This window comes from Trinickia diaoshuihuensis (genome assembly GCF_003390925.1).
GTDB classification, from domain to species: Bacteria; Pseudomonadota; Gammaproteobacteria; order Burkholderiales; family Burkholderiaceae; genus Trinickia; species Trinickia diaoshuihuensis.
Window position 1 is genome coordinate 1 of record NZ_QUBS01000057.1, and the last position, 22975, is coordinate 22975.

Here is a 22975-nt window from a genome sequence, read left to right on the forward strand (position 1 = left end):
GCAAGACGATCGGCCGGTTCAGCAGAAACTCGCCGCTTGAAATCGATCGCCGTCAATTTGTTCATACACCACTATTGACGTTAGCTCTATGTTCTGCGGCGCAGATTTTTCTTGGCGCGAAAATACGTTTCCCATCCCCGAGGCGCAATTTCTTATTTTCGTGGTTGCTTACGATTGCATGGTATCGCATCTGCTCGATAGAGCAGGGAGCAATCGCGGTGGAGGTGTTGGGCGTTGCAGCGTTCCTCCGTCGGGCTCGCGGGCTGCGCCCCACGCCTCGTGACGAGTCGCGGCCATCCAGCTTTGATCTCTGACGCCTTCGGCCCTCGTGAGGCCTGCGCGCTCCGCTTGCCAACAGTGAAACTGCGAGAGAGTAGGGCGGTCTTGCTGTTCCCTTCACCGTATCACGGCGTTCTCGCCGTCAAGGGCTGCGCGTGCTTGCACGCTTGCGGCCTGACGGCCGGCTTCGCCCCCTGACTGCTGCGCTACGCCGTGCTGGCGACGGTTCCGGGCAATTCCGCCCGTGCAACCGGAGATCGCCATGAGCGCACTCATCACCGACGAACAACGCTACCTGCTGCTGGCCAACGGCCGCGAATCACTCCAGACCCCGGACTTCGATCCGGCCCCCGTGGTCAAGCTGTTCACGCCGGACGCCGGCGCGACCTGGCTGCTGACCGAGATCGACCCGGACGATCACGACCACGCTTTCGGCTTGTGCGACCTGGGCATGGGAATGCCCGAACTCGGCTGGGTCAGCCTGCAGGAGCTGGTGACCGTGCGCGGGCGGCTCGGCCTGCCGATCGAACGCGATCTGCACTTCCGCGCGGAGAAACGCTTGAGTGCCTACGCGCGGGATGCGCGGCGAGCTGGGCAGATCGTCGTGTAACCAAAGCAAGTGCGCCGCCCTTCGGACGGCGCGCTTTTTCTCCTATGCCCACAGCCGACGGCGTGGGTTATTTGCCTACGCTGCGTTCGCGCTGACGGAGCCGCTTGACGTATGCACTGTCGGCCAGATCATCCGGGCCGAAGTCCAACACGCAGTTAGCTAACGAGGCGAGCGTGTTGTCCGTCAATTTGAAGCCCCTGGGAAGTTGGCCGTAATTCTCCGCGCTGCTTTCCTCGATGGCGGCAAACAGGGCTTTAAAAAAATCAGCCCGCGACGGGCGCGCGGCCGCGGTGGCCGCCGCGGTTAAGGGATCGGAGGCTTCCATGCCGGCGTGTTCGGCATCGGAAGCGATCACCTGGAGAAACTCGCCCAACGACGGCCAATATTTGAGGTCGAACTGCCCAGTAAGGGCGTCCAGGCGCTCCTTGACATAGGACTGGAACAGGTAGTTCTTTTCGCAGGCTGCTTCGATCACGTCGCAAACGTGATAGTGCGTGCTGCTGCTGAAACCCGATGTGTTGTGCAAGTCCGAACGGCGCTCCAGCAATTCCGCCAGTTCCGCTGCTTTCCTTGCAATCTGCTGATTGATGTTGGCGAGATCGTCGCGTTCGGAGCGCGCTTTCGTGATTTTCTCTGGACTCCAGAACGCTGCCGTACTCAGAAGCAAGTCCAGGAAGACCTTGAGCGCGGGAGGATGCTTATGTAGCTTCTCGTGCAGTTCCTCATAAGCCTCTTTCAGTTCGAGACTGCGCGAAAGCAGTCGATCTGCCACTGCGTTTTCGCTGGGCAGGATCTTGTGCTCGATGTTGTACTGCTTTCCTTCGATGAGGATGTTCTCGCAGACTTTCTGCGGAGTCGTCGGTTGCGGTGCACTCATGGGCTATCCCTGATGTTGAAGACGCTTCACAGCGTATTTGACCAAGGCGGGCATGTCGGTACCCGAGTCATTGTCGCCGATCAGGTGCTCAGGTACCTACAGCGTTAGGGCGTCACCGGCCACAAAGCGGCCGGCCGCGCTCTCGTGCTTCGCATCGAGCCTCGCTACGCGAGTCTCGCCCCTGACGGGCTTCCATCGTTCCCTCGCTCCGCTCGGCTGACGCCTCCGGCCCGGCTTCCAGCTTCGGGCCTGCGCGCTTCGCTTGCGTGCGGTTCGGCACACGAGGGCGGCCGTTGCCATGTCCAGCCGTCTCCCCTGACTTCATCACCTTGTCCGCGACTGTAGCCCGCGGCCGTGTGCCGTCAAGGCGCGCAGGGCCGTGTCCTCGGCTGCGCCTGTGGGCCGCACCAACCCTGCGCTTGTTTCCTTGACGGCACCCGTCCGCGTGCTCCTGACCGTCGCGGGCGATGAACTCAGGAAAGACGGTGGCAACGAGGCCGGCCCAGGTCTCCGCGCCGACCCCACCGGAAAAGCCGAAAGGCGGGCTCCAAATCTAGGAATCCGGTGGGGTTTCAACAGCAAACCTTTTGTCAGGAGAAGGACCATGCAACTCGCTTCCCGTTTCGCTTCGCGCTCCCCGGTGCTGCGTTCCGAACGCCCCTTGTCGGACGATCAAATCCGCGCCGTAGCGCCGTCCATCTTCGCGGACGCGCCGCACGAAAGCCGCTCGGAACGATACAGCTACATCCCCACCGCGACCGTGCTGCAAGAACTGCGCGGGGAGGGCTTCGAGCCTTTCATGGTGTGCCAGACCCGCGTGCGCAACGACGACCGCCGCGAGTACACCAAGCACATGATCCGGCTGCGTCACGCCAGCCAGATCAACGGCCGCGAAGCCAACGAAATCATTCTGCTGAATTCGCACGACGGCACGAGCAGCTATCAGATGCTGGCCGGCATGTTCCGGTTCGTTTGCAAGAACGGACTGGTATGCGGCGACACCGTGGCCGACGTGCGCGTGCCGCACAAGGGCGACGTAGCCGGACACGTCATCGAAGGCGCCTACGAGGTCTTGAACGGCTTCGACCGGGCGCAGGCATCCCGCGATGCCATGCAGGCCGTCACGCTGGACAGCGGCGAGGCCGAAGTGTTCGCCCGCGCCGCGCTGGCGTTGAAGTACGACGCCCCCGACAAGCCTGCACCCGTCACCGAAACGCAGGTGCTCGCGCCGCGCCGTCTCGACGACGACCGCCGCGACCTGTGGAGCGTGTTCAACCGCACGCAGGAAAACCTCTTGCGCGGCGGCTTGCATGGTCGCAGCGCCAACGGTCGCCGCCAGACCACCCGCCCCGTGCAGGGCATTGACCAAGACCTGCGTCTGAACCGCGCCCTGTGGCTGCTGGCCGATGGCCTGCGCCAGTTGAAAGCCTGAACCCCACGGCGGCTGGGGCAGGCAGCAGCCCTTGCCGCTTTTCTCCGCGCTGCATCCCTCAACTGATTGGAGTCGTCACCATGAACGCCGTTACCAAAGCCGAAGTCCATGCCATCGAAACCGCCGCGCCGCTGGAAGCCGCCGACCCGACCAAGAACCTGATCTTGGTTGCGCTCTCGCAGTTGCAGCCGCGCCGTTCCAAGCGCAACGCCCGCACGACGCCGCGCCTGTCCATCCCCGAACTGGCCGCGAGCATTTCCCGCGTCGGCCTGCTGCAAAACCTCATCGTGATTGCCGCCGCCGATGGCGAGCAGTACGAAGTCGTTGCCGGCGACCGCCGCCTGACCGCGATGAAGCTGCTGGCGAAGAAGAAGCGCATCCCCGCCGACTACGAAGTGCCGTGCCTGCTGGTGCCCGATGCCTCGGCACGTACCGTCAGCCTCGTGGAAAACCTGCTGCGCGAGCAGATGCACCCTGCCGACCAGTTCGAGGCGTTCGCCGCGCTGGTGAAGGAAGGCCGCCCCATCGAGGACATTGCCGCCGACTTCGGCGTGTCCCCGCTGGTGGTGCAGCGCCGCTTGAAGCTCGCCAACGTCTCGCCGCGCCTGCTGGCCGACTACCGCGCCGGTGGCGTGACGCTGGAGCAGTTGATGGCCTTGACCATCACCGACGACCACGCCGCGCAGGAAGCCGCGTTCTACGCTGCACCGGAATGGCAACGCGGCGCGTCCGCGCTGCGCGAGCGCCTGACCGAGCGCGAAATCAGCGCCAGTCATCCGCTGGTGCGTTTCGTCGGGCTGGACGCCTACACCGAAGCAGGCGGCGGCATTCGCCGCGACCTGTTTGCGGAAGGCGATGCCGGAACCTACCTGACCGACGCCGCACTGCTGGAAACGCTGGTGCGTGGCAAGCTCGACGTGCAGGCCGAAGAAGTGCGCGCCGAGGGTTGGGCGTGGGTCGAAGCCTTGCCGCAGATGAGCCATGCCGACCGGCAGACGTTCCAGAATGCGCCGCGCCAGCGCCGCGAGCCGAGCGCACGCGAAGCCCGCCGCATCGCTTCGCTGCAAGGCCGTCTCGACAAGATCGACATGACGCTGGAAGAAGCCTATGACGCCGAGGACGAGGACAAGGTGGCGACGCTGGAAGAACGGCGCGAGCAGGTGGCCGGGGAACTGCAAGCCATCGAGGACGCCTTGCAGGACTACGCGCCGGACGTGCGCGCCGTGGCCGGTGCCATCGTCACCATCGACCGCGAAGGCGAAACCGTGATCTATCTCGGGCTGCTGCGCGAGGCCGAGGCGAAGGCGCTGCGCACGCTGCACCGGCTGCGGCAGGGTTTTGCGGAGGGGGGAGCCACGAACGAGGACGAAGGCGATGCCGACGAAGCACCGAAGGCCGCGAACGTGTCCGACCGGCTGGCGCAGCGGTTGAGCGCCCACCGCACGGCGGCGCTGCAAATCGAAATCGCGCAGCGTCCGCACGTCGCGCTGGCCGCGCTGGTGCATGGCATGGTGCAGACCGTCTTGCAGCCCAACGCCTACCGCGACGGCCTGCCGCTCGGCGTGCGCCTGACCGTGAAAGACCGGCTGGAAAGTCTTGCCCCGGACGTGTCGGAATCGTCCGCCGCCGTGGCGCTGCGCACCTTGCAGGAAGTCGCGGGCGAAGCCTTGCCGGAGGGCAGCGCCGAACTGTTCGCGGTGCTGCTGGCGAAGTCGCAAGACGAGCTGGTGCGGCTGCTGGCTGTCTGCGTCGCGGCCACGGTGGACGTGGTGACGCCGCGCGCCACGCAGTGCCAACCCGGCGCGGAACTGGCGCAGGCCGTGGGACTGGACATGGCCGCATGGTGGAAGCCGACCGCCGAGGGCTATTTCCAGCACGTACCGAAGGCCGCGATTCTGGAAGCCGTCGGGCAGTATGCCCCGGATCACGTCACCCGGCTGTCGAAGCTCAAGAAAGGTGACATTGCCAGCGAAGCCGAACGGTTGGCCGAGGGTAGCGGTTGGATGCCTGCCGTGTTCCAGACCGAGCACCACACGGAGCCGGAAGGCGTACCGGATGCCGCGAGCGATGACGATGCGCCGGAAGATGCCGCCGACGAGGTGGAGGCTCACGCACTGGCCGCATGATTCCGCAACGTGGCCCCGGCGCGCTGCGCCGGGGCTTTTCCCAAACCGGGCGCGGCAGACCTGCCGCGCCCGGTTTCAACGGCCACAGCAAGATCGCGCGCAACGGCGTGCGCGCGGCACGGCGGTCGGTGCCCGCTGGCGCGGGCGAGATTTCGATGGCGCCCCGCCGCAGTGGGCGGGGCTTGTGGGGATACGCCCCGGCCTGCTGCGGCAGGTTGTGCCAAAACGTGCCGTCCTCAACGCTGGCAGTTCGTTGCCTGTACGTCACGAAGGACGGTTCACCGACACGCCGCCCGGCCTTTCCTATGGAGCTTCCACGCCACGCCTCACGCAGCGGCCGCAGGCTGCGGCAGGGGCGTTCTCGCCTTGTCGTTAGTGGTTGGCCTTGCCCACGTCAGGGTACGAGCCGGTGCAGCCGTCATGTGTGGATGCCGCGGTCGGCCATGTCTCCTTTCGGGAGTGGGCGGCCCCTGCGTCCTTGGCTTGTCGTGAATCTTGGCGAGGGCGCGGCTGTGCCTTGGGCTTGATGGCTGCAACCTTCCAGCAAAAAGAATTTCCCCGCCGCTGCGCGGCTTCCTCGCGCAACAAATTCTTTTCGCTTCCAGGTTCTCCACGGCGTTTCGACCGCAAGCGGTGCAGCCCGCCCATCCCCCGCCGGCCGGTTCACAACAAGGACGTGATGGGCGCGACCTTGTTCAACCCGAAAGGAGAAACATCATGGCTAACATCGGCACCTTCACCGCAGAGAAAGACGGCTACAACGGCACGCTCCGCACCCTGACGCTCAACGTCAAGGTCAAGCTAGTTCCCAACGACAAGGGCGACAAGGAGAGCGCCCCCGACTTCCGCCTTCAGGCGGCCGGCCACGACATCGGCGCGGCGTGGAAGAAGACCAGCGAGGCCGGGCGGGATCACCTGTCCGTGACCCTCGATGATCCTTCGTTCTCGGCTACGGTCTATGCCCGTCTGATCGAAGGCGAGGACGGCACTCACGACCTGATCTGGTCGCGCAGCAAGCCGCAGACTGCCTGACGGCCACCCACCGCGCCCCGCCCACTGCGACGGGGCGCTTACTTCATGGACCACGATTCTCGGACAATCGATCCTGGGGAAACCCAGCCAAGCCTTCACTACTGGTTAGTCCGTTCCTTCAATTGTTTCTACGACGAGCGCCGATATGCCCCCATCGGGCGACTTTGGCCGATCTGAAAATGTCGGATCAGGCCGGAAACGGCCGTCGCGTAGTGCTCGCTGTCCTCGGTCCAGCGCGCGATCCGCGTGGCGAGATGAGCCCGTGCTGCTTCGAAATCGCTGTTCATGTGCTTGTATCTTAATGGCCAACATCGGCAACGCAAGAGCCTGATTGACCCGAACATGGGAGGAATAGGCAATCTATCGAGAGCATCAATCTAACGCTCGGAGACCTTCGCGCGACAGACTGATGGGCATGCACGACGGGTGTCGTGCCAGGCGTTTTCGCCGCCCTGAATCAGTAAAGGAATCCTCATGAAAGCTCATGTTTATCGCCAGAACGGCGAGCCGTCCCAGGTGCTCACATTCCAAGACATCGCCGCCCCGGCGCAACCCGGACCCAACGAGGTCGTGGTCCGCGTCACCCGGCGCATGGTGCATCCGATCGACGACGTGATGATGCGCGGCTACATTCCTGCGCCGATCCCGGCTGAAGGGACTGTTCCTGGCGGCGACGGTGTGGGCGTCGTCGAACAGGTTGGCTCGGGCGTGGATGCCGCCAGCGGCATCAAGCCCGGCCAGCGCGTGATGCTCTTCCCCGCGCAAGGTACGTGGGCGGAGCGGGTGGTCGCACCGGCCATGGCCATCATCCCTGTCCCGGACGATGTCAACGACACGACCGCGTGCCAGATCGCCATCAACGGCATCACGGCCATTGTCCTGATGCGTGCGGCTTTGGCCGCCTCCGGCGGTGCGCCGCTGCTGATCACCGCCGCCGGCTCCAGCGTCGGCCGCAATCTGATCGCGTTGGCGCAGATGCGCGGCGCCAAGGTTATCGCGCTGGTGCGCAGCGACGCCGGCGCAGCGATCCTGGCGCCGAGCGTGCCCGGGGTTTCCGTTGTCAGCTCCGAGCATGAAGGATGGGCGGCCAAGGTAATCGCTGCAGCCGGGCAGGCGCCGGCCGTGGCCATCGATGCGATCGGCGGCGAAACGAGCCCGCAACTGCTGAACTTGCTCGCCGACGGCGGCACCTTGATCACCTATGGCGGCATGGACGCGCGTCCCTCCGCAATCTCCACGATCTCGCTGACAGTTCGTCAACAGACGTTGAAGGGGCTGAACGCCTATGGCTGGCTCGCAAGCACGCCCGCGCAACGCGCGGCTGACATCGCCGACCTGTTCGAACTGGCGCGTCGGGCACCGCAGAACTTCGCTGAGTACAGCGAGTTCCCCTTTAACGACGCAATCAAAGCTTTGTCGGCTGCCCACGCGACGCCGCGACGCGGCGCGACGATCCTGACTTCGGAAGCTTGAGCCATGCTGCAGCTCTATCCTGATCTCTGGCAGACCCGGACGGAACATCCGTTCCACGGCGTTGACTCGCACGCCTACCTGCTGACGCGGCCCGGCGGCAACGTGCTGTTCTACAGCACCAGCCTGGAGGAAGAGCTGCAGCCCATCAAACAACTGGGCGGGATCGTGCACCAGTACCTGAGCCATCGCGACGAGGCGGGGGCAGCGCTGGCAACGATCAAGCAGACGTTCGGCTCGGCCCTGTGCTGCCACAAGCTGGAGGTCAAGGCCATCCAGTCCTACAGCCCGGTCGACCTGGCCTTCGATGCACGCGAGACGCAGTTGGGCGACATCGAGGTCATCCCGACGCCGGGGCACACCTCGGGCAGCACTTGCTTCCTGTACCGCTCACCCCACGGCAAGACTTATCTATTTACCGGTGATTCGCTCTTCCCCAAGGGCCAGTCCTGGGGAACGCTGATCTGGCCGTTCAATGGTGGGCGCAAATCCGATCTCAGAGCCAGTCTGCGCCTGTTGCGCGAACTCAACCCCGACGTGGTGCTGGCCAGCGCGTGCCAAGGGCCGACGCCCGTCGAGATGACGACACCTGGCCAATGGCACGCCATCGTGGATGGCGCCATTGAACGGCTATAGCTTGCCGCCTCGATCTGAAACCACCCACAGCGACACAACAACCCATCGAAGGAAACCGGCATGACTGAATTCAAACCAGAAGACCTCCATCGACAGTTCGAGGAAGCGTTCAATTCTGGCGACCTTGAAGCTCTGCTGGCCTTGTATGTGCCCGACGCGCGACTGATGGCCCAACCTGGGCAGATCGTGACCGGCCACGTGGCGATCCGAGAGGCGCTGAAGCCGGCCTTGGCGATCAAGGGTCGCCTGACGGTGACAACCGTCTACGCGGTGCAGGCTGGCGACATCGCCATGATGCAGGCGCAATCGCAACTCAACGGCGTCGCGCCGGATGGGCAACAGGTCGTGCTGAGCAGCAAGACATCGGAAGTGGCACAGCGGCAGCACGATGGCCGGTGGCGCTTCCTCATTGACAACCCGAACGCAGGCCAATAGCCCACTTGATCCGCTCTGGATCTTCGAGACACCCGAACGTTTAGTCCCGGCATATTTTCGGGCCACCAGGCAGGCCCCCGCCAACTCATGGAGCTTAGCAAGAAGATGAACCACCACCACTCCTCCGATCCGATCCTGTCCGAAGCTGAGATCATCCGCATCGCGCAGGCCTACTACGACGGCGTCGATTCGCGCGACCCCGACAGGCTGGCTGGCCTGTACTCGTCTGCGCCTTCGACGAGTCTCGCCTTCAATGCCGACCCGCCGATCGTCGGGCGCGCGGCGATTCGCGATTTCTGCGCGCAGTTCTTTCAGGCGGTGACGGTCAAACACACGAGGATCGAGGTCTGGGCGCGTGCGCTGATGGGCGGGGTGGTCCCTCGGGAAATGCCGCAGGGGCAATCCGCGGCGACCATCACCGTCGTCTCGACCGCGCTGCCAACCTTCACCATCGACAACGCTGCGAGAGCGGCCAAACTTGCGCTGCCGGCGACCTCGATCTTCACGATCGACAAGGAGAGCGGGAAGTTCGTCGCAGTGCACAACATGTTCGACCTGGGTAAGGTCTATGCGGCCGCGGCAGGAGCGCGATGACGGAAGGAATGTCGATCATGGGCCGTTATGAAGGCAAGACCGCCGTAATAACCGGCGGGAGCGCCGGAGTCGGTGTCTAGACGGCGAAGCTCCTCGGTTCCGAGGGGGCGAAGGTCGTGATCACGGGCCGCACCTCCTCAACTGTCGAGGCGGCACAGACGGAGCTCGGTGCTGCTGCGCGCGGCATCACGGCGGACTCGTCGAAGCTCGCTGACCTCGATAACGTCGTCGAGCTGGCCAAGTCGCATCTCGGGCGCGTCGACTTCGTCTTCTTGAACGCGGGCATCGCGAAGTTCGCCTGACGGTAACAACCGTCTACGCGGTGCAGGCTGGCGACATCGCGATGATGCAGGCGCAATCGCAGCTCAACGGCGTCGCGCCGGATGGGCAACAGGTCGTGCTGAGCAGCAAAACATCGGAAGTGGCACAGCGGCAGCCTGATGGCCGGTGGCTCTTCCTCATTGACAACCCGAACGCCGGCTAATAGCCCACTTGGTCGACACTGCTGAGCCCGCTTGGAAGCTGGATAGTTTGGCGTGTGTCTGATGGACTGGACGTTGCTAACTGGCCGCTTTCGGGCAATACACCTTCCAGGTGCGGTCGACCGCTCAGGGTCGGGTCCTGCCACTGGCCGTCGCCGGACGGTAGGCTTCGACCGCCCCCGGTCAAGATGCCGTGGCCAGTCGCTTATGGTGCCCAGGATGGTCGACTCGTTTGACGTCATGCGCACGGACGATATCTGCGAGGGGCGCGGATCGAGTCCGCCGTACCAGGCCGATCTTTCCATACTCTTGCCGCGCGGCGCCCGCCATGACCGACGATAATTTGCTCCCGTAACAATGTGAGCCGCACTACGTTCCCGCGAAGCCGTTCCAGGGCAACTGCGCGGTTTATCGGCGAGCTGACGGCGTCGGTGCCTAAGGGACGAGAACGATCTTGCCGTGCGTCCGGCGCTTGTCGAGCTCCCGGAAAGCCTCGCGTACGTCGTCGAGCGGGTAGCAGGCCGCGATGGGGATCTCGACTTTGCCCTCGGCAACGAGCGCAGCGAGCTTGCCGAGATTCTCCGCGCTCGCGGCCGCCTGCGTGCCCAGCGCCTTGGTCTGGTACTTCTGCGCGGCAGCAAAGTCGATGATCGTGTTGATGCGTTCCGGCAGAATGCCAAGCTCAACGGCCATGTCGACGTAGCCGTTGCCGAAGGCATCCACCCACGCGTCGAGGCGGCCCGAAGGAGCGGCGTCGAGGATGCGCTGTTTCGTTCCGTCGCCGTACTCGACAGGGATCGCCCCACGATTGGTCAGCCAGTCATGCTTGCCTGGCGACGCGAGGGCGATCACGGTCGCGCCGTGCAGTCGAAGGAGTTGGACGGCGATGGAACCGACGCCGCCAGTCGCTCCCGACACGACCACCACGTCACCACTCCTCGGCTCGATGGCGGCTACGGAGGCCCAAGCGGCCATACCGGCCATATAGAGCGCGCCCGCGACATCCCAGGGCAGTTGCGGCGGCTTGCGCACGACCTGACTCGACGGTGCTGTCACGTGCGTGGCGAGACTCGAACGGTCGGTGCACCACCCAAGCACCTCGTCGCCGGGCTTGAAATCCTTCACCTGATCGCCAACGGCAGTCACCACGCCGGCGAAGTCGGCTCCTTGACCCGACGGGAAGTGGGTCGGATACATCTGTTCCAACACTCCACTGCGAATCAACGAGTCGAGGGGATTGATGCTCGCGGCGCGAACCTCGACGAGCACTCCGTCGGGTCCGGGGCGAGGCATCGGCACCTCGACGATCTTGAGAACGTTGACGTCGCCGTATTGATCGAACTGCACTGCTCTTACCATGGAAACGGTCCTTATCTGTAGTACGAGTGCCGCTGTTTCCGCTTCGCCCGTCATCTGCAACGCGTGGACGTACCGACGTCCCACGAGCTGCACGCAGTCATGCACGCAGTTCCCGCTCAGCATCTACAGCCGTCCGCGTGGGGGCGGGCTCCTGAAGCGTGTCGCGCGGAAGCTGCAACTAAGGGGTGATAGGCTCGTTCGTCGGGCCCACGCGCTTTATCACTTCGTTGAACGCAACGACGAACTTGTATTCGTCAGGTCCCGTGTGTTCACGGTACTGTTGCGCTACTTTCACGATGACTTCATTCGCGTCACTGCCGAGGATCGGCAACAGTTCGTCCACGAAATCGTCGACCGTCATTGCGTTCGGATCGTCCGGATTTCCGCCGCCGAGCCTCGTGCCAACGTACGGCGGGTTGATTTCCTGCACCTTCACGGACGTACCCCTCAGTTGAAATCGCTGAGACATCGCAAAGGAATGAAGGGCGGCCTTCGTGGCGGAATAGACGGCAAACAGAGAAATCGGTATGAACCCGAGTGTGGACGACGTGTAGATGATTGCGGCCTCAGGCCTCGTCTTCAGATGCTCAACGAGCGCCGACGTCAACCGGATGGATCCGATCAAATTTGTGTTGATCGTATCAGTGACTTTTCCGTCATCGACAGGGCCCGCTACATCGTCCATATACATGACGCCAGCGTTGTTTATCAGGACGTTCAACTCGGGGTATTGCGAGATCAAACCCTTCGCGACGCGCTGGATCTCCCCAGCGTCTCGTATGTCGAGCTTGACCGCAGCCATGCCGGGATTCTCGGCCACGACTGCATTCAGCTCACCCAAATCAAGGCCTGCGATGATGACCTTATTGCCACGAGCATGGAGCGCCCGGGCCAAGCCGCGACCGATGCCAGTGCCACCGCCCGTGATCAGAATTGTGTTGCCTGTAAGTCTCATAAAATGCCAACTGCGGAAGTTTTGTATTTGTGCAGTTTGGTGTACGAAGTGCGAAATCCGTTAGCTTGATGCTCTCGGAAGCTTGCCTGATCCTCCTGTTGCGCGGGGGGCGGCCATGGCTACTTCCGGGACAGGTGGCCTGTGCGACCTTGTTCAACCCGAAAGGAGAAATATCGCGGCTAACATCGGCACCTTCACCGCAGAGAAAGATGGCTTCACCGGCACGCTCCGCACCCTGACGCTCAACGTCACGGTCAAGCTGGTTCCCAACGCCAAAAGCGAAAGCGAGAACGCCTCCGACTTCCGCGTGCAGGCGGCGGCCGGGCCACGACATCGGCGCAGCGTGGAAGAAAAATCCAGCGAGGCCGGGCGACCCTACATGTCCGTGACCCTCGACGATCCTTCGTTCCCGATAACGGTCTATGCCCGCCTGATCGAGAACGAAGGTGGCACGCACGACCTCATTTGGTCGCGCAGCAAGCCCAAGGCGGCCTGACGGCCGCCCACCGCGCCCCGCCGACTGCGGCGGGGCGCTTCGCGTAGCTTCCCTACGCTTCGGACGCCGCGAGCTGACGTTCCGTTTCGGTCATCACCACGGCCGTACTGCATCCAAGCGCGCCGGCGATCTTGAAGATGATCGCCAGCGTGGGCATGTGCTCGCCGCGCTCGATCTTGCCCATGTGGGAACGCTCGATGCTGGCGAGGTTCGCCAGCGATTCCTGTGCAATTCCGCGTTCTGTCCGTAACGCACGCACCGCTACGCCGAAGGCTTGCGCCAGCTCGGCATCGAAGGTGGTGGCACCGGCCGGACGGCCGGGCTGGACGGATCGCTTCTGCATGGACAGAAGCGTCCGTTCGCGGGACAATTAAAACCACGTTATCTTTAACTCATGGCAGCAAATTTAGCCCGCTTCCGTGCCTTTACGGAAATCCGCATTGGCGGATTCCGACAGAATCGGGGAACTGCATCCGTGTCTTTCCTGACCTGCACAATGCCGCTTCCGCGTTTCCGTGCATGTACGGATTCGACGGCTTGCGCCTTCGTACTTCCGCACGAAAACACGCATCCGCTTCGACGCTTCCACGTCTTGGCGGCAAAGCGCATCCGTGCATCGTCGGTTTCGTGGGATTCCCGGCCATGACCAAGCCGCTCGTCACCGTCGAACAGCGCGCGCAACTGCTCGCCGTTGGCGAGGCACGCGCGGCCGGTCAAGGTATCGACCCGCTGCCGGTCGTGCGACTGTTCACCCCGGACGCGCACGCGACCTGGTTGCTGGCCGCACTCGATCCTGCGGATGGTGACACCGCTTGGGGATTGATCGACCTCGGCATCGGGATGCCGGCGCTGGGGACGGTCAAGCTGTCCGACCTGGCCGGCATCGTCGGGCCGCAGCAGCGGCCCGTCCTGCGCGACCTGTATTTCCACGCCGCGCGGCCGCTATCGGAGTATGTGCAACTCGCGCAGCGCGATGGTTCCATTCCCGACTGACCGGGGCGGATTGTGCCGTTCTCGATCTGGCGTCAGACCGTAGCAGTCTGAATTACCACTCTCGCACCAAACGAGTGCGGTCCAGACCAAAAAAGACATGATGCGCGGCGCGGCTTGCGGCAGGGTGCTCGATGCCGCGCGCCATTCGCGTGCCGCGCAGTCGTCGCACCTGGACGCCCCCTGCAAGGCTTCGGAGCTAATCGGTCTTGACACCCCTCGTTACAGTTCAAGTGTACGCCTTCCTTGATGGCGCTTTGATGTTGCTGATGCCGTAGCTCCCATGTTTATCGCCCGTGGCGCCGTTCCTGCTGAACAGGAGGCCGCGTCATGGCTGATCGAAGTACCGATGCCTGGTATCCCACCGCTGCGTGTCTCTACGTGCTGCATCTGGACGGCCCGGCGCTGGCATGGGAATACCTGCGCAGGTATCCCGACTACCAGCGCGACTGGCTGCACCGTCGCCGTCAGCCAGAGGCGGCGCGGGCTTGGGGCCTGCGCCTGCTGGAAGACCCGGCGCTGGATGCGCGCGACGCGAATCCGGTCTGGTTTCCCGACCCTGACGCCGTGCTCCAGCTCTACCCGGATGCCGACCCACCGCCGGAGGCGGACGCCTTCGAGTTCTGGCGCGTTCCCGGCCACAAGCACCTGATCCACGACGGCAAGCGTCTGGTGCTGGTGTCGCGCTGGCCCGGCTGCTGTGTGCGACTCGCACTGGCGCCGGGCCTGGCCGATGGCATGGCCTATCTGTACGCCATCCGCGCGTGCGCCGCGCCTTGCGCGAGCTACCGCACGACGACGGCCGAGTTGGACAAGCTGGCGCCTGCGGACGGAGTCGCGCCTGCGGCAGCGGCCCGCTCCCGGCCCACGCCGGCCGCGCTGTTGGAGCTGCACACCTTGCAGGCGCTCGACGCAGCCCTTGCGGGCGCGTCCTCGCGCGAAACGGCCGCAGGGCTGTTCGGCGCCGAGGCCGTGGCCGACGGCTGGTACGCCGACGGCGGCCTGCGCTCGCGCGTGCGCCGCCTCGTCCGGCGCGGCCGATCGCTGATGCGCGGCGGCTATCGCCGCCTGGCGCATCTCGATTGACCGGCACAGGGTCGTTTTGCCTGTGCTGCAAAAGGACCCTCTGCGCAACGCATCGCTATCTTGAGACTGCCTCCATCCGGCTGCGCTGGTGCCGCCGGCGCTTCTCACCGATGGAGGTTCACTCGATGCGACCCGCATCCTTGCGGCCTGCTGCCGCTGCCGCCACCACGCCCGCACAGCCCCAACGCTACCTCACCAACGACGAAGCCGCCGAGTACCTGCGGCTGTCGCCGCGCACGCTCGAAAAGCAACGCGTGATCGGCGGCGGGCCGAAGTTCCGCAAGTTCGGCCGCCGCGTCATGTACGCTGCGGCCGACCTCGATGCCTGGGCCGACCAGCGCAGGTTCGAGGCCACGTCCGACCCCGAATATGCCGAGCATCACTCGGCCGACAGCCGTGCGCGCTGATCGGTGGCTCGCTAGTGGCCGTCGTCACGTCCAGCCCATCGCGGGAGCGGGAACAGCTCGACCTGTTCCGCGCGCTGCCGGGCGACGGCATGGCGCCGCGCGACAGCCAGGACTTGATGGCCTTTCCGTTCTTCTCGCTGGCGAAGTCGCGGCGCACGGCGCCGATCGACTTTCGCGCCGGTGGCGTCACCGTGCGCGTGGAGGGCACGCAAGAGCACGGCATCGCCACGATTTGGGATGCGGACGTGCTGATATGGGCGGCCTCGCAGATCGTCGAAGCGCGCGACGCGGGCCTGCGGCCGTCGCGCCTGATGCACGCCACGCCCTACGAGATCCTGCGCTTCATCGGGCGCGGTGTGTCGCTGCGCGACTACCAGCGCCTCAAGGCCGCGCTCGACCGGCTGCAATCGACCACGGTGGCGACTTCCATCCGCGAAACGACCGGGCGGCGTCTGCATCGCTTCTCGTGGATCAACGAGTGGAAGGAATTGGCCGACGCCCGCGGCACGCCGCTGGGCATCGAGCTGATCCTGCCGGACTGGTTCTATGCCGGCGTGCTCGACGCCGCACTGGTACTAACCATCGACCCGGCGTATTTCCGGCTGACCGGCGGCATCGAGCGGTGGCTGTACCGGCTGGTGCGCAAGCACGGCGGCAAGCAGCCCGGCGGCTGGCAATTCGACTTCCGGCACCTGCACAAGAAATCGGGCAGCACGGCGAAGCCTTACGACTTCGCCTGCGACCTGCGCGCACTGGTCGCGCGGCAGTCGTTGCCCGGCTATGTGCTCGGCATCGAGCGGATGCCGGGCAGCGGCGCGGAATTGCTGACCTTCCGACCCGTGCCTTCGACGGCACGGGGACAATTGTGGGACAAGCTGTGAATGGCCTCGTGCTATCAGGCGTGCCCGGACTCGTGCTATCGGGCGTGTTCCTATCGTGCTATCAGGCGTGCGAAATCGCCGAAAAGCCAATAACGGCGCGGGTTTCAGCGCCCTCTAACTCTCCTAACTCAAGAAGCCTAACTCTTGGTAAGAGCGCGCCGTTTTGGTGGATAACCACGAAACGGCACGCTCCGGCCGGCCTTCCAACCGCGAGGGCCGCGCCATGATCGTTGCGCTGCTCAACCAGAAAGGCGGCGTCGGCAAGACCACGCTCGCCACACACATCGCTGGCGAGTTGGCGATGCGCGGCCAGCACGTCGTCCTGCTCGATGCTGACCCGCAAGGCTCGGCGCTGGACTGGACGCAGCGGCGCGCCCAGCAGGGCTTGCCGCGCTTGTTCAGCGCCGTGGGCCTCGCCCGCGAGACGCTGCACCAGGAAGCACCGGAGCTGGCCCGCCGTGCCGATCACGTCGTCATCGACGGGCCGCCGCGCATTGCCGCCCCGCGCGCTCCGCGCTGCTGGCGGCCGAGCGCGTGCTGATTCCCGTGCAACCCAGCCCCTACGACTTGTGGGCCTCCGCGGAGATGGTGGCGCTGATCCGCGAGGCGCAGGTGTTTCGGCCGGCGCTGCGCTCGGCCTTCGTCGTCAACCGTCGCGTCAGTACCACCGTCATCGGCCGCGAGGCGCGCAACGCGCTCGCCGAGCAGCCGCTGCCGGCGCTGCGTTCGGAAGTGCATCAGCGCATCGTGTTCGCCGACAGCGTGGCCGCTGGCCGGCTCGCACGCGAGACAGCGCCCGACAGCGCCGCCGCACGCGAGATCGCCGCGCTGACCGACGAGTTGCTGGGGTGGCCGACATGAGCCAGCGCAACGGTAAACGCATCGCCATCGGCGCGCGTCCGCCCGCGAACCCGCACGCCGAGGCGTGGATTCGCCAGGGCGACGCCGACGGCATCCAGAAAGGCGACCTCTACACCGCACGCCTGACCCTCGACATTACGCCCGCCATGCGGGCGCGCATCAAGGTTTCGGCGTTCACGCAGGGCGTGACCGTGGCCGAACTGCTGCGCGCGTTGCTAGAGCGCGAGTTTCCCGAAAGACGCACGGAGAACCTGCCATGAATGCATCCGCTCTGGCGGCCGCGGCTGCGCCGCCGCCATCGTCTGCGGTGCTCGCCGGCCAGGCCGGCATCGCGCCGCTGATGCGCGTTTCGCTTGCCTACATCGAGCAGCGCATCGACGTGTATCTGCGCTTCGGCGAACCCGCGCGCACCATCCGGCTCGACCGCTGGCGGCGCGTCGCGGTGTTCCTGCCAGGTGCGATGTTATGCCGCATCCACTGGCAAGCCAACGACTACGGCACGATTCGCTGGCAGCTCATGGTGATGCAGGCTTGCACGCCGCTGGACGCGGCGCAGCGCATCCCCGGCGTGTTGCCGGGCGCGCGCCTGCTGCTGCACGCCGAGGGTGAACCCGCCGTGCGCGCCGTGCTGGCGCAGCTCGACGCCATCGAAGCGCAGAACATCGCGCCCGCCGATGTGTCGCCCGCGTACTGGCGCACGCTCGGCAACCGGCTCGCTGCGCGTCTGCCGCTGCCGGCGTACACCGCCGAGCGGCACGCCGCCTGGCTGGCCGGGAGGGCGCTGCCATGACGACCGTTCCTGCCCCCGCTGTTCCGCCGCGTCCTCGCTCGCGCGACCGCGCTCACATCGTCGTGGCGACACTGGCCGCCGTCGGCTTCGCTGCGCTGGCCTGGGCGTCCTTCGTGTCGCCGCTGCCGCGTCTGACCTACAACCCGTCCGACAGCGTGGCGGTCGGCTGGTATCGCATCGACCCGTTCGACCCGCGCACCGCCTCGCGGCCACGTCCGTTGTCCGTGGACAGCATCGTGCTGGTGCCGCTGCCGGCAAAGGCTGCCACGCTGGCTGCACAGCGCGGCTACCTACCGACGCGGGTGCCGCTGCTTAAACGCATCGGTGCGATCGCGCCGCAGGAGGTGTGCATTGTCGGTCGCAGCGTGCGCATCGATGGCGTGCCGGTGGCCGCCGCGCTGGCCGCTGACCGTTTCGGCCGCCCGCTGCCGTCGTGGCAGCAATGCCGCCACCTCGAACCCGGCGAGCTGTTCCTGTTGAGCACGACCAACCCGGCGTCGTTCGACAGCCGCTACTTCGGCCCGGTCAGCGCATCCACCGTGATCGGTGTCGCGCACCCGGTCTGGCTGGAGACGCGCCGATGATGGCCGCCGCTTCGCTGCGCTTCATCGTGCCATCCGGCGTGTTGTTCCGCTGCCCGTCGCCGTGTCCTTGCGCGTGTCGTGCAAGCGCATCCGCGCTGCACGTTGCGCAACATCCGGCGACGCTTTCCACCGTGCAGGCGTCTTGCCTTGAACGCGCCCGGCCGATGGCCGTGGCTGCGTTCCCCGGCGCGCAGGCTGCAAGCAGCACTGCGCCGCCGGGCCGCCGATGCCCGGAGCGTCAGCGCAGGGCAAAGGCGGAAGGCAAGATAAAAGGTCGCGGCACATGGCCGCTTGAAAACCTTGTCTGCACATGGGGGGCGCGCGGCACGCGCCATGGGGCGGCAGCGTGCCGCGTAGGTGCGCAACGCCGCATCGGCGTTGACGAAAGCGCGTGCCTCGCCCGCTGGACTGCGCCGATCTTGGATGGGGCCACGCCATGAGCCAGCGCAAGGATCAGAACGACAGCGACCGTTTCCGCGTCCGTCCCGGTGCGCCGAAACAGCGCGGCGATGCCTTCATCAACAAGGTGCTGCGCCAGACCAGCAAGGCCGGCGTGAAGCTCGGTAAAGCTGCGGGCAAGGTCGGCCAGCGCCCCGGTTCCCGGCTGGGGCGCGGCCACGTCGCGGCGCGCTTCGCTGACCGTGGACTTGGGGCGAATGCCCGGCGCGGGACGGTCAAGGTGCGGCTGGTGAATCTGGCGCAGGCCGGGCCGCGCTCGACTGCCGCGCACCTGCGCTATATCGAGCGTGAAGGCGTCGATCGCCAGGGCGGGCCGGGCCATGCCTACGGGCAGACGACCGACGATGCCGACCTCGAAGCGTTCAAGGAGCGCGGCGAAGGCGACCGGCACCAGTTCCGGTTCATCGTCTCGCCGGAGGACGCCGAACAGCTCGACGACCTGCGCACCTACACCCGGCACCTGATGGCGCGCATGGAGGCCGATCTGGGCACGCGGCTGGAATGGGTCGCGGTCGATCACTGGAACACCGACAACCCGCACACGCACGTCGTTCTGCGCGGCAAAGACGACACCGGCAAAGACCTCATCATTTCCCGCGACTACATCGCCGAGGGGATGCGCCGGCGGGCATCGGAACTGGCAACGGAATGGCTGGGGCCGCGTACCGAACTGGAGATGCAGCGCACCATGCTGCGCGAAGTCGATCAAGAACGGTGGACAGGGCTGGATCGCACCTTGCAGCGCGAGGCCGTGGACGGCCTGGTGCAGTCGGAGACGCTGGCCGAACCTCGCTTGCAGCGCCAGCGGCAAATACTGATAGGCCGCCTCCAACACTTGCAGCGCATGGGGCTGGCGACCGAACAGCAGCCCGGCACCTGGGCCGTCCACGCCGAAGCCGAGCCGACCCTGCGGGCAATGGGCGAGCGCGGCGACATCATCCGCACCATGCAGCGGGCCATGAGCGGCAAGCAGCGCGAGCTGTCCGTGTTCCAGGCCGGCGAGGATGGCCGCGCCATCGTGGGCCGCGTCGTCGGCAAGGGGCTGGCCGACGAGCTGTACGACAAGGGCTATCTGATCGTCGATGGCACGGACGGCAAGGCGCACTACGTCGCGCTGCCGCCGCGGTCGGAACTGGAGCAGTACCCGACCGGGGCCGTGGTGGAAGTCAAAGGCGCGGCCGACGTGCGCGCCGCCGACCGGAACATCGCCGCGCTGGCCGTCGATGGTGTGTACCGCACCGATCATCACCTAGCCGTGGCACAGGGACAGGCCTCGGCCGACCGCGACCCGCGTGAGGTGGTGGCCGCGCATGTGCGCCGGCTCGAAGCCCTGCGCCGTGCCGGCATCGTGGAGCGCGAGGCCGAAGGCGTCTGGCGCGTGCCCGGCGACCTGACCGAGCGAGGCCGCCAGTACAACGCGCAGCGCCTTGGTGGCGGCGTCGCGGTGGAACTGAAATCGCACCTGCCCATCGAGCGGCAGGCCCGCGTGATCGGCGCCACCTGGCTCGATCAGCAGTTGATCGGTGGCGGCAAGGGGCTGGGCGACCTGGGCTTTGGGGCCGAGGTCAAGGACGCGCTGCGCGAGCGTGCGGATTTCCTAGCCGATCAGGGCTTGGCCGAGCATCGCGGGCAGCGTGTCGTCCTCGCGCGCAATCTGCTGGCGACACTGCGCGGGCGTGAGCTGGCGAAGGCCGGGCAGGACATAGCCGGCGAAACCGGCCTGGAGTACCGGCCCGTGGTCGACGGGCAGCGCGTGGCTGGCATCTACCGGCGCAGCGTCATACTCGCCAGCGGGCGCTTCGCCATGCTCGATGACGGGATAGGCTTCTCGCTGGTGCCGTGGAAACCGATGATCGAGCAAAAGCTAGGGCGGAAACTTGCTGTCACAACGCGTGGCGGGACCACGGCTTGGGAGGTGGGAAAGCAGCGCGCGCCACATCTTTGAACACGAAGAAATCGATCGAGCCCAATCATTGGTCGGTCAATGGAAATTCATAGCGATAAAAGTCTGGTGGTCCTGGCGCTTGGCACCATCGATCAATAGCTTCCCGATCGTGCATGTAGCGCAAAGCCCGCTTGGCTAGCCAACCTGAGACTGCCCAGCCACGGTATCGCGGCGTGGCGGATTTCCGAATTGCCTCGCATATTCCCGACTGAACTGAGAAGGACTTTCATAGCCCACGTCGTACGCGGCAGTCGATGCTTCGACCTCGTGGACAAGCATAAGCCGCCTAGCCTCGGTCAGCCTTAACCATTTTTGAAATTGTAGCGGGCTCATTGACGTGAGCCGCTTGAAATGATGATGGAATCGCGAAGGGCTCATGCCTACCAAAGAGGCCAGCGCTTCTATACGCAACGGCTCGCGAAAGTGGGCCTTTAACCAGTCGATGGCGCGAGCGATGCTTTGGGTCTGGTCTGCAATAGACGCCATCTGCCAAAGATAGCTGCCGGCTTCACTGCGAAGAATGCGGTAGAAGATTTCGCGCTTCGCCATAGGTGCCAGCACCGGGATCAATTCAGGTTCGTCTATCAGTGCAACCAGGCGATCGAAAGAAGACAGAAGTCCCGCAGTCGTCTTCACAAGAACCATGCCGGGGCCACTTGCTGCGCGCTGCTTGGTAGGTTGCAGGCCTGTCTCTATAACCATGTCGCTGATCGTCCGGGAGTCGATGCGAAGAACGGCGCAGAGAAACGGCAGTTCTGGCGAAGCCTGCGCCACCTGCATAGCAACGGGTAGATCCAGCGAGGTGAGCAGAAGCTGATGTTGATCGTATCTGTAGACCTCTGCGGCAAGTCGTGTCTGCTTTACTCCTTGCACGGGGATCGCGATGGCGGGCTCCATCATGCAGTCGAAGGGCGGCCCGGCGTGGGTATGCCGGTGCAAGGTGAGGCCGGAAATAGTGGGCGTGAACAACTCGGTATCGCCGGTCCAGCGCGCGATACGCATGGCTAAGCTTCGCCGATTTTGTTCGAAATCGTTTTCCATAGAAGGTAATTTTACTACTGAAAGCGGCGCATATGAAGCACTATCAAACTGAACTCAGTAGGATCAGGCAATTTTTTGGTGGTATTGGTCTAGTGAAAAATTGGCTTCGAACGCACACTGCACTGTGCGCTTCACATGTGGCTCGAATGCCCACTCAACACAGCAGAGGAAGTATGAAGGCCATTATTCACCGCAGTCATGGCGAACCGTCCGAAGTGCTCGGCTATGAGGAAGTTGCAATCTCAGTGCAGTTTGAGGACGCGATGGCAGCTCTGGCTGCAGCGCAGGCCACGCCGCGTAAAGGCGCGACTATCTTGACTTCCGGAGCATGAACCATGGAACAGATCTTCCCGGATCTCTGGCAGACGCAGGCGGAACATCCGTTCGCCGGCGTCACGAGCCATGCCTACCTTCTGACTCGGAAGGATGGGAATGTTCTGTTCTATGGAACCGGCATACATGATGAGTTACAGCACATCAAGGACCGGGGCGGCATCGTCCGCCAGTACCTGAGCCACCGCGACGAGGCTGGTCCGGCATTGGCGGACATCAAACAGGCCTTCGGCTCGGAACTCTGCTGCCATTCGCTGGAAGTCAAGGCTATCAAGACTTACTGTTCGGTTGATGTGACCTTCGATACGCACGAGATGCAGTTGGGGAATATCGAGATCATTCCGACTCCAGGCCACACCGCTGGAAGCACCTGCTTCGCTTATCTCTCGCCGCAAGGCAAGAAGTACCTCTTTACCGGTGACCTGATCTTTCCCGAAGGCGCGTCATGGGGAACACTGGTGCGATGGGTCGCCGGCGGCCGCAAAGCCGATCTTAGACGCAGCCTTGAATTGCTGCGAGACATTAAACCAGACCTGGTACTTGCAAGCGCGTGCATGGGACCGACTCCGGTCACGATGACGTCGGAAGATCAATGGCGCAAGATCGTCGACAGAACCATTGAACGCCTCTAGCGCATCATTATGCATCTGCGTTGCATGATCGTAACGTCATTGCAAAAGGGAGGCAGACATTGGAGTTCCGTCATTTGCGCTGTTTTTTGGCAGTTGCTGTCATCTTCCGCCATATAGGAGCCACCGGGCTTCCGGCATAAAGGAGCCGGGGCGTTTTCGGCATAAAGGAGCCACTTCGTTTCC

26 protein-coding genes and 2 pseudogenes are annotated in these 22975 nt (G+C 64.6%); 23 read left to right on the forward strand and 5 right to left on the reverse strand.

Annotated features, from left to right (window positions below; translation table 11 throughout):
- A partial coding sequence (locus DXT59_RS30945; protein WP_205417415.1) for a hypothetical protein occupies positions 1-314 on the forward strand: 314 nt, incomplete at its 5' end.
- Between the two features lie 227 nt (positions 315-541).
- On the forward strand, positions 542-889 hold the full coding sequence (locus DXT59_RS11950; protein WP_116137114.1) for a DUF2958 domain-containing protein: 348 nt from the start codon (positions 542-544) through the stop codon (positions 887-889).
- A gap of 67 nt (positions 890-956) precedes the next feature.
- Here DXT59_RS11950 and DXT59_RS11955 read toward each other — a convergent pair whose 3' ends face one another.
- Complete coding sequence (locus DXT59_RS11955) at positions 957-1766, reverse strand: hypothetical protein (RefSeq protein WP_116137115.1); 810 nt, start codon at positions 1764-1766, stop codon at positions 957-959.
- 604 nt (positions 1767-2370) lie between these two features.
- Between DXT59_RS11955 and DXT59_RS11960 the strand changes: the two genes are divergently transcribed.
- From DXT59_RS11960 to DXT59_RS30585, 9 genes and pseudogenes are all read left to right on the forward strand, one after another.
- Complete coding sequence (locus tag DXT59_RS11960) at positions 2371-3198, forward strand: DUF932 domain-containing protein (protein WP_116137116.1); 828 nt, start codon at positions 2371-2373, stop codon at positions 3196-3198.
- A gap of 80 nt (positions 3199-3278) precedes the next feature.
- Positions 3279-5324: a ParB/RepB/Spo0J family partition protein gene (locus DXT59_RS11965; RefSeq protein ID WP_116137117.1), complete on the forward strand. Its 2046-nt coding sequence runs from the start codon at positions 3279-3281 to the stop codon at positions 5322-5324.
- 717 nt (positions 5325-6041) lie between these two features.
- A complete protein-coding gene (locus DXT59_RS11970) occupies positions 6042-6356 on the forward strand; it encodes a DUF736 domain-containing protein (RefSeq protein ID WP_116137118.1) in 315 nt (104 codons plus the stop codon).
- Between the two features lie 474 nt (positions 6357-6830).
- Positions 6831-7829, forward strand: a complete 999-nt coding sequence (locus DXT59_RS11975) for a zinc-binding dehydrogenase (protein WP_116137119.1) — start codon at positions 6831-6833, stop codon at positions 7827-7829.
- 3 nt (positions 7830-7832) lie between these two features.
- Positions 7833-8462 (forward strand): MBL fold metallo-hydrolase, encoded by a 630-nt coding sequence (locus DXT59_RS11980; RefSeq protein ID WP_116137120.1) that lies wholly within the window; start codon positions 7833-7835, stop codon positions 8460-8462.
- A 60-nt stretch (positions 8463-8522) separates the two neighbouring features.
- Positions 8523-8897 carry a YybH family protein gene (locus tag DXT59_RS11985; protein ID WP_116137121.1) on the forward strand — a complete coding sequence of 125 codons (375 nt, stop codon included), beginning with the start codon at positions 8523-8525 and terminating at the stop codon, positions 8895-8897.
- Positions 8898-8984: 87 nt separating this feature from the next.
- Entirely contained in the window at positions 8985-9491 is a 507-nt protein-coding gene (locus tag DXT59_RS11990) for a nuclear transport factor 2 family protein (RefSeq protein ID WP_116137122.1), read from the forward strand.
- 92 nt (positions 9492-9583) lie between these two features.
- A pseudogene (locus DXT59_RS11995) lies at positions 9584-9793 on the forward strand (SDR family NAD(P)-dependent oxidoreductase); the annotation flags it as partial.
- Between the two features lie 41 nt (positions 9794-9834).
- A complete protein-coding gene (locus DXT59_RS30585) occupies positions 9835-9975 on the forward strand; it encodes a Cif family virulence factor (RefSeq protein WP_162878052.1) in 141 nt (46 codons plus the stop codon).
- Between the two features lie 433 nt (positions 9976-10408).
- Here the strand turns inward: DXT59_RS30585 and DXT59_RS12000 are convergent, their stop codons facing one another.
- Complete coding sequence (locus DXT59_RS12000) at positions 10409-11320, reverse strand: NADP-dependent oxidoreductase (protein ID WP_205417416.1); 912 nt, start codon at positions 11318-11320, stop codon at positions 10409-10411.
- 190 nt (positions 11321-11510) lie between these two features.
- Positions 11511-12287: an SDR family oxidoreductase gene (locus DXT59_RS12005; RefSeq protein WP_116137125.1), complete on the reverse strand. Its 777-nt coding sequence runs from the start codon at positions 12285-12287 to the stop codon at positions 11511-11513.
- A gap of 115 nt (positions 12288-12402) precedes the next feature.
- On the opposite strand from DXT59_RS12005, the gene DXT59_RS12010 reads away from it, so the two are divergent.
- Positions 12403-12783 (forward strand): DUF736 domain-containing protein, encoded by a 381-nt coding sequence (locus DXT59_RS12010; RefSeq protein WP_116137126.1) that lies wholly within the window; start codon positions 12403-12405, stop codon positions 12781-12783.
- 52 nt (positions 12784-12835) lie between these two features.
- Here DXT59_RS12010 and DXT59_RS12015 read toward each other — a convergent pair whose 3' ends face one another.
- Complete coding sequence (locus tag DXT59_RS12015) at positions 12836-13126, reverse strand: helix-turn-helix domain-containing protein (protein ID WP_116137127.1); 291 nt, start codon at positions 13124-13126, stop codon at positions 12836-12838.
- Between the two features lie 299 nt (positions 13127-13425).
- On the opposite strand from DXT59_RS12015, the gene DXT59_RS12025 reads away from it, so the two are divergent.
- The 9 genes and pseudogenes from DXT59_RS12025 (at position 13426) to DXT59_RS12075 (ending at position 20786) form a co-directional block, all read left to right on the forward strand.
- Positions 13426-13776, forward strand: coding sequence for a DUF2958 domain-containing protein (locus DXT59_RS12025; RefSeq protein ID WP_116137129.1), 351 nt, complete (start codon positions 13426-13428; stop codon positions 13774-13776).
- A gap of 327 nt (positions 13777-14103) precedes the next feature.
- A complete protein-coding gene (locus tag DXT59_RS12030) occupies positions 14104-14859 on the forward strand; it encodes a DUF7011 domain-containing protein (RefSeq protein WP_116137130.1) in 756 nt (251 codons plus the stop codon).
- Positions 14860-14984: 125 nt separating this feature from the next.
- Positions 14985-15266, forward strand: coding sequence for a helix-turn-helix domain-containing protein (locus DXT59_RS12035; RefSeq protein ID WP_205417417.1), 282 nt, complete (start codon positions 14985-14987; stop codon positions 15264-15266).
- Between the two features lie 89 nt (positions 15267-15355).
- Positions 15356-16147: a replication initiator protein A gene (locus tag DXT59_RS12040; RefSeq protein ID WP_240324487.1), complete on the forward strand. Its 792-nt coding sequence runs from the start codon at positions 15356-15358 to the stop codon at positions 16145-16147.
- A 223-nt stretch (positions 16148-16370) separates the two neighbouring features.
- A pseudogene (gene parA / locus DXT59_RS12050) lies at positions 16371-17008 on the forward strand (ParA family partition ATPase).
- A complete protein-coding gene (locus DXT59_RS12055) occupies positions 17005-17268 on the forward strand; it encodes a chromosome partitioning protein ParB (protein WP_116137134.1) in 264 nt (87 codons plus the stop codon). The pseudogene parA and the gene DXT59_RS12055 overlap by 4 nt, the downstream one beginning before the upstream one ends.
- The gene (locus DXT59_RS12060; protein WP_116137135.1) at positions 17265-17798 is read left to right on the forward strand and encodes a DUF2840 domain-containing protein; all 534 of its coding nucleotides are present in this window, start codon (positions 17265-17267) and stop codon (positions 17796-17798) included. The genes DXT59_RS12055 and DXT59_RS12060 overlap by 4 nt, the downstream gene beginning before the upstream one ends.
- A complete protein-coding gene (locus DXT59_RS12065) occupies positions 17795-18382 on the forward strand; it encodes a S26 family signal peptidase (RefSeq protein ID WP_116137136.1) in 588 nt (195 codons plus the stop codon). The genes DXT59_RS12060 and DXT59_RS12065 overlap by 4 nt, the downstream gene beginning before the upstream one ends.
- Positions 18383-18818: 436 nt before the next feature.
- A complete protein-coding gene (locus tag DXT59_RS12075) occupies positions 18819-20786 on the forward strand; it encodes a relaxase/mobilization nuclease domain-containing protein (protein ID WP_116137138.1) in 1968 nt (655 codons plus the stop codon).
- A 135-nt stretch (positions 20787-20921) separates the two neighbouring features.
- Here DXT59_RS12075 and DXT59_RS12080 read toward each other — a convergent pair whose 3' ends face one another.
- Entirely contained in the window at positions 20922-21827 is a 906-nt protein-coding gene (locus DXT59_RS12080) for an AraC family transcriptional regulator (RefSeq protein WP_116137139.1), read from the reverse strand.
- 173 nt (positions 21828-22000) lie between these two features.
- Here DXT59_RS12080 and DXT59_RS30590 point away from each other — a divergent pair, with 173 nt between their 5' ends.
- Positions 22001-22159: a hypothetical protein gene (locus DXT59_RS30590; protein ID WP_162878053.1), complete on the forward strand. Its 159-nt coding sequence runs from the start codon at positions 22001-22003 to the stop codon at positions 22157-22159.
- Between the two features lie 3 nt (positions 22160-22162).
- A complete protein-coding gene (locus DXT59_RS12085) occupies positions 22163-22792 on the forward strand; it encodes an MBL fold metallo-hydrolase (protein WP_116137140.1) in 630 nt (209 codons plus the stop codon).
- The last annotated feature ends 183 nt before the right edge of the window (positions 22793-22975 follow it).

Coding starts and splice junctions, on each gene's coding strand:
- DXT59_RS11990 (WP_116137122.1), top strand. CDS start 8,985: ATGGAGCTTAGCAAGAAGATGAACCACCACCACTCCTCCGATCCGATC.
- DXT59_RS12060 (WP_116137135.1), top strand. CDS start 17,265: ATGAATGCATCCGCTCTGGCGGCCGCGGCTGCGCCGCCGCCATCGTCT.
- DXT59_RS11950 (WP_116137114.1), top strand. CDS start 542: ATGAGCGCACTCATCACCGACGAACAACGCTACCTGCTGCTGGCCAAC.
- DXT59_RS12080 (WP_116137139.1), bottom strand. CDS start 21,827: ATGGAAAACGATTTCGAACAAAATCGGCGAAGCTTAGCCATGCGTATC.
- DXT59_RS11970 (WP_116137118.1), top strand. CDS start 6,042: ATGGCTAACATCGGCACCTTCACCGCAGAGAAAGACGGCTACAACGGC.
- DXT59_RS30590 (WP_162878053.1), top strand. CDS start 22,001: ATGAAGGCCATTATTCACCGCAGTCATGGCGAACCGTCCGAAGTGCTC.
- DXT59_RS11965 (WP_116137117.1), top strand. CDS start 3,279: ATGAACGCCGTTACCAAAGCCGAAGTCCATGCCATCGAAACCGCCGCG.
- DXT59_RS12010 (WP_116137126.1), top strand. CDS start 12,403: ATGGCTACTTCCGGGACAGGTGGCCTGTGCGACCTTGTTCAACCCGAA.
- DXT59_RS12075 (WP_116137138.1), top strand. CDS start 18,819: ATGAGCCAGCGCAAGGATCAGAACGACAGCGACCGTTTCCGCGTCCGT.
- DXT59_RS12030 (WP_116137130.1), top strand. CDS start 14,104: ATGGCTGATCGAAGTACCGATGCCTGGTATCCCACCGCTGCGTGTCTC.
- DXT59_RS11985 (WP_116137121.1), top strand. CDS start 8,523: ATGACTGAATTCAAACCAGAAGACCTCCATCGACAGTTCGAGGAAGCG.
- DXT59_RS12085 (WP_116137140.1), top strand. CDS start 22,163: ATGGAACAGATCTTCCCGGATCTCTGGCAGACGCAGGCGGAACATCCG.
- DXT59_RS12025 (WP_116137129.1), top strand. CDS start 13,426: ATGACCAAGCCGCTCGTCACCGTCGAACAGCGCGCGCAACTGCTCGCC.
- DXT59_RS11980 (WP_116137120.1), top strand. CDS start 7,833: ATGCTGCAGCTCTATCCTGATCTCTGGCAGACCCGGACGGAACATCCG.
- DXT59_RS12035 (WP_205417417.1), top strand. CDS start 14,985: ATGCGACCCGCATCCTTGCGGCCTGCTGCCGCTGCCGCCACCACGCCC.
- DXT59_RS11975 (WP_116137119.1), top strand. CDS start 6,831: ATGAAAGCTCATGTTTATCGCCAGAACGGCGAGCCGTCCCAGGTGCTC.
- DXT59_RS12005 (WP_116137125.1), bottom strand. CDS start 12,287: ATGAGACTTACAGGCAACACAATTCTGATCACGGGCGGTGGCACTGGC.
- DXT59_RS11955 (WP_116137115.1), bottom strand. CDS start 1,766: ATGAGTGCACCGCAACCGACGACTCCGCAGAAAGTCTGCGAGAACATC.
- DXT59_RS12040 (WP_240324487.1), top strand. CDS start 15,356: ATGGCGCCGCGCGACAGCCAGGACTTGATGGCCTTTCCGTTCTTCTCG.
- DXT59_RS12055 (WP_116137134.1), top strand. CDS start 17,005: ATGAGCCAGCGCAACGGTAAACGCATCGCCATCGGCGCGCGTCCGCCC.
- DXT59_RS12065 (WP_116137136.1), top strand. CDS start 17,795: ATGACGACCGTTCCTGCCCCCGCTGTTCCGCCGCGTCCTCGCTCGCGC.
- DXT59_RS30585 (WP_162878052.1), top strand. CDS start 9,835: ATGATGCAGGCGCAATCGCAGCTCAACGGCGTCGCGCCGGATGGGCAA.
- DXT59_RS12015 (WP_116137127.1), bottom strand. CDS start 13,126: ATGCAGAAGCGATCCGTCCAGCCCGGCCGTCCGGCCGGTGCCACCACC.
- DXT59_RS11960 (WP_116137116.1), top strand. CDS start 2,371: ATGCAACTCGCTTCCCGTTTCGCTTCGCGCTCCCCGGTGCTGCGTTCC.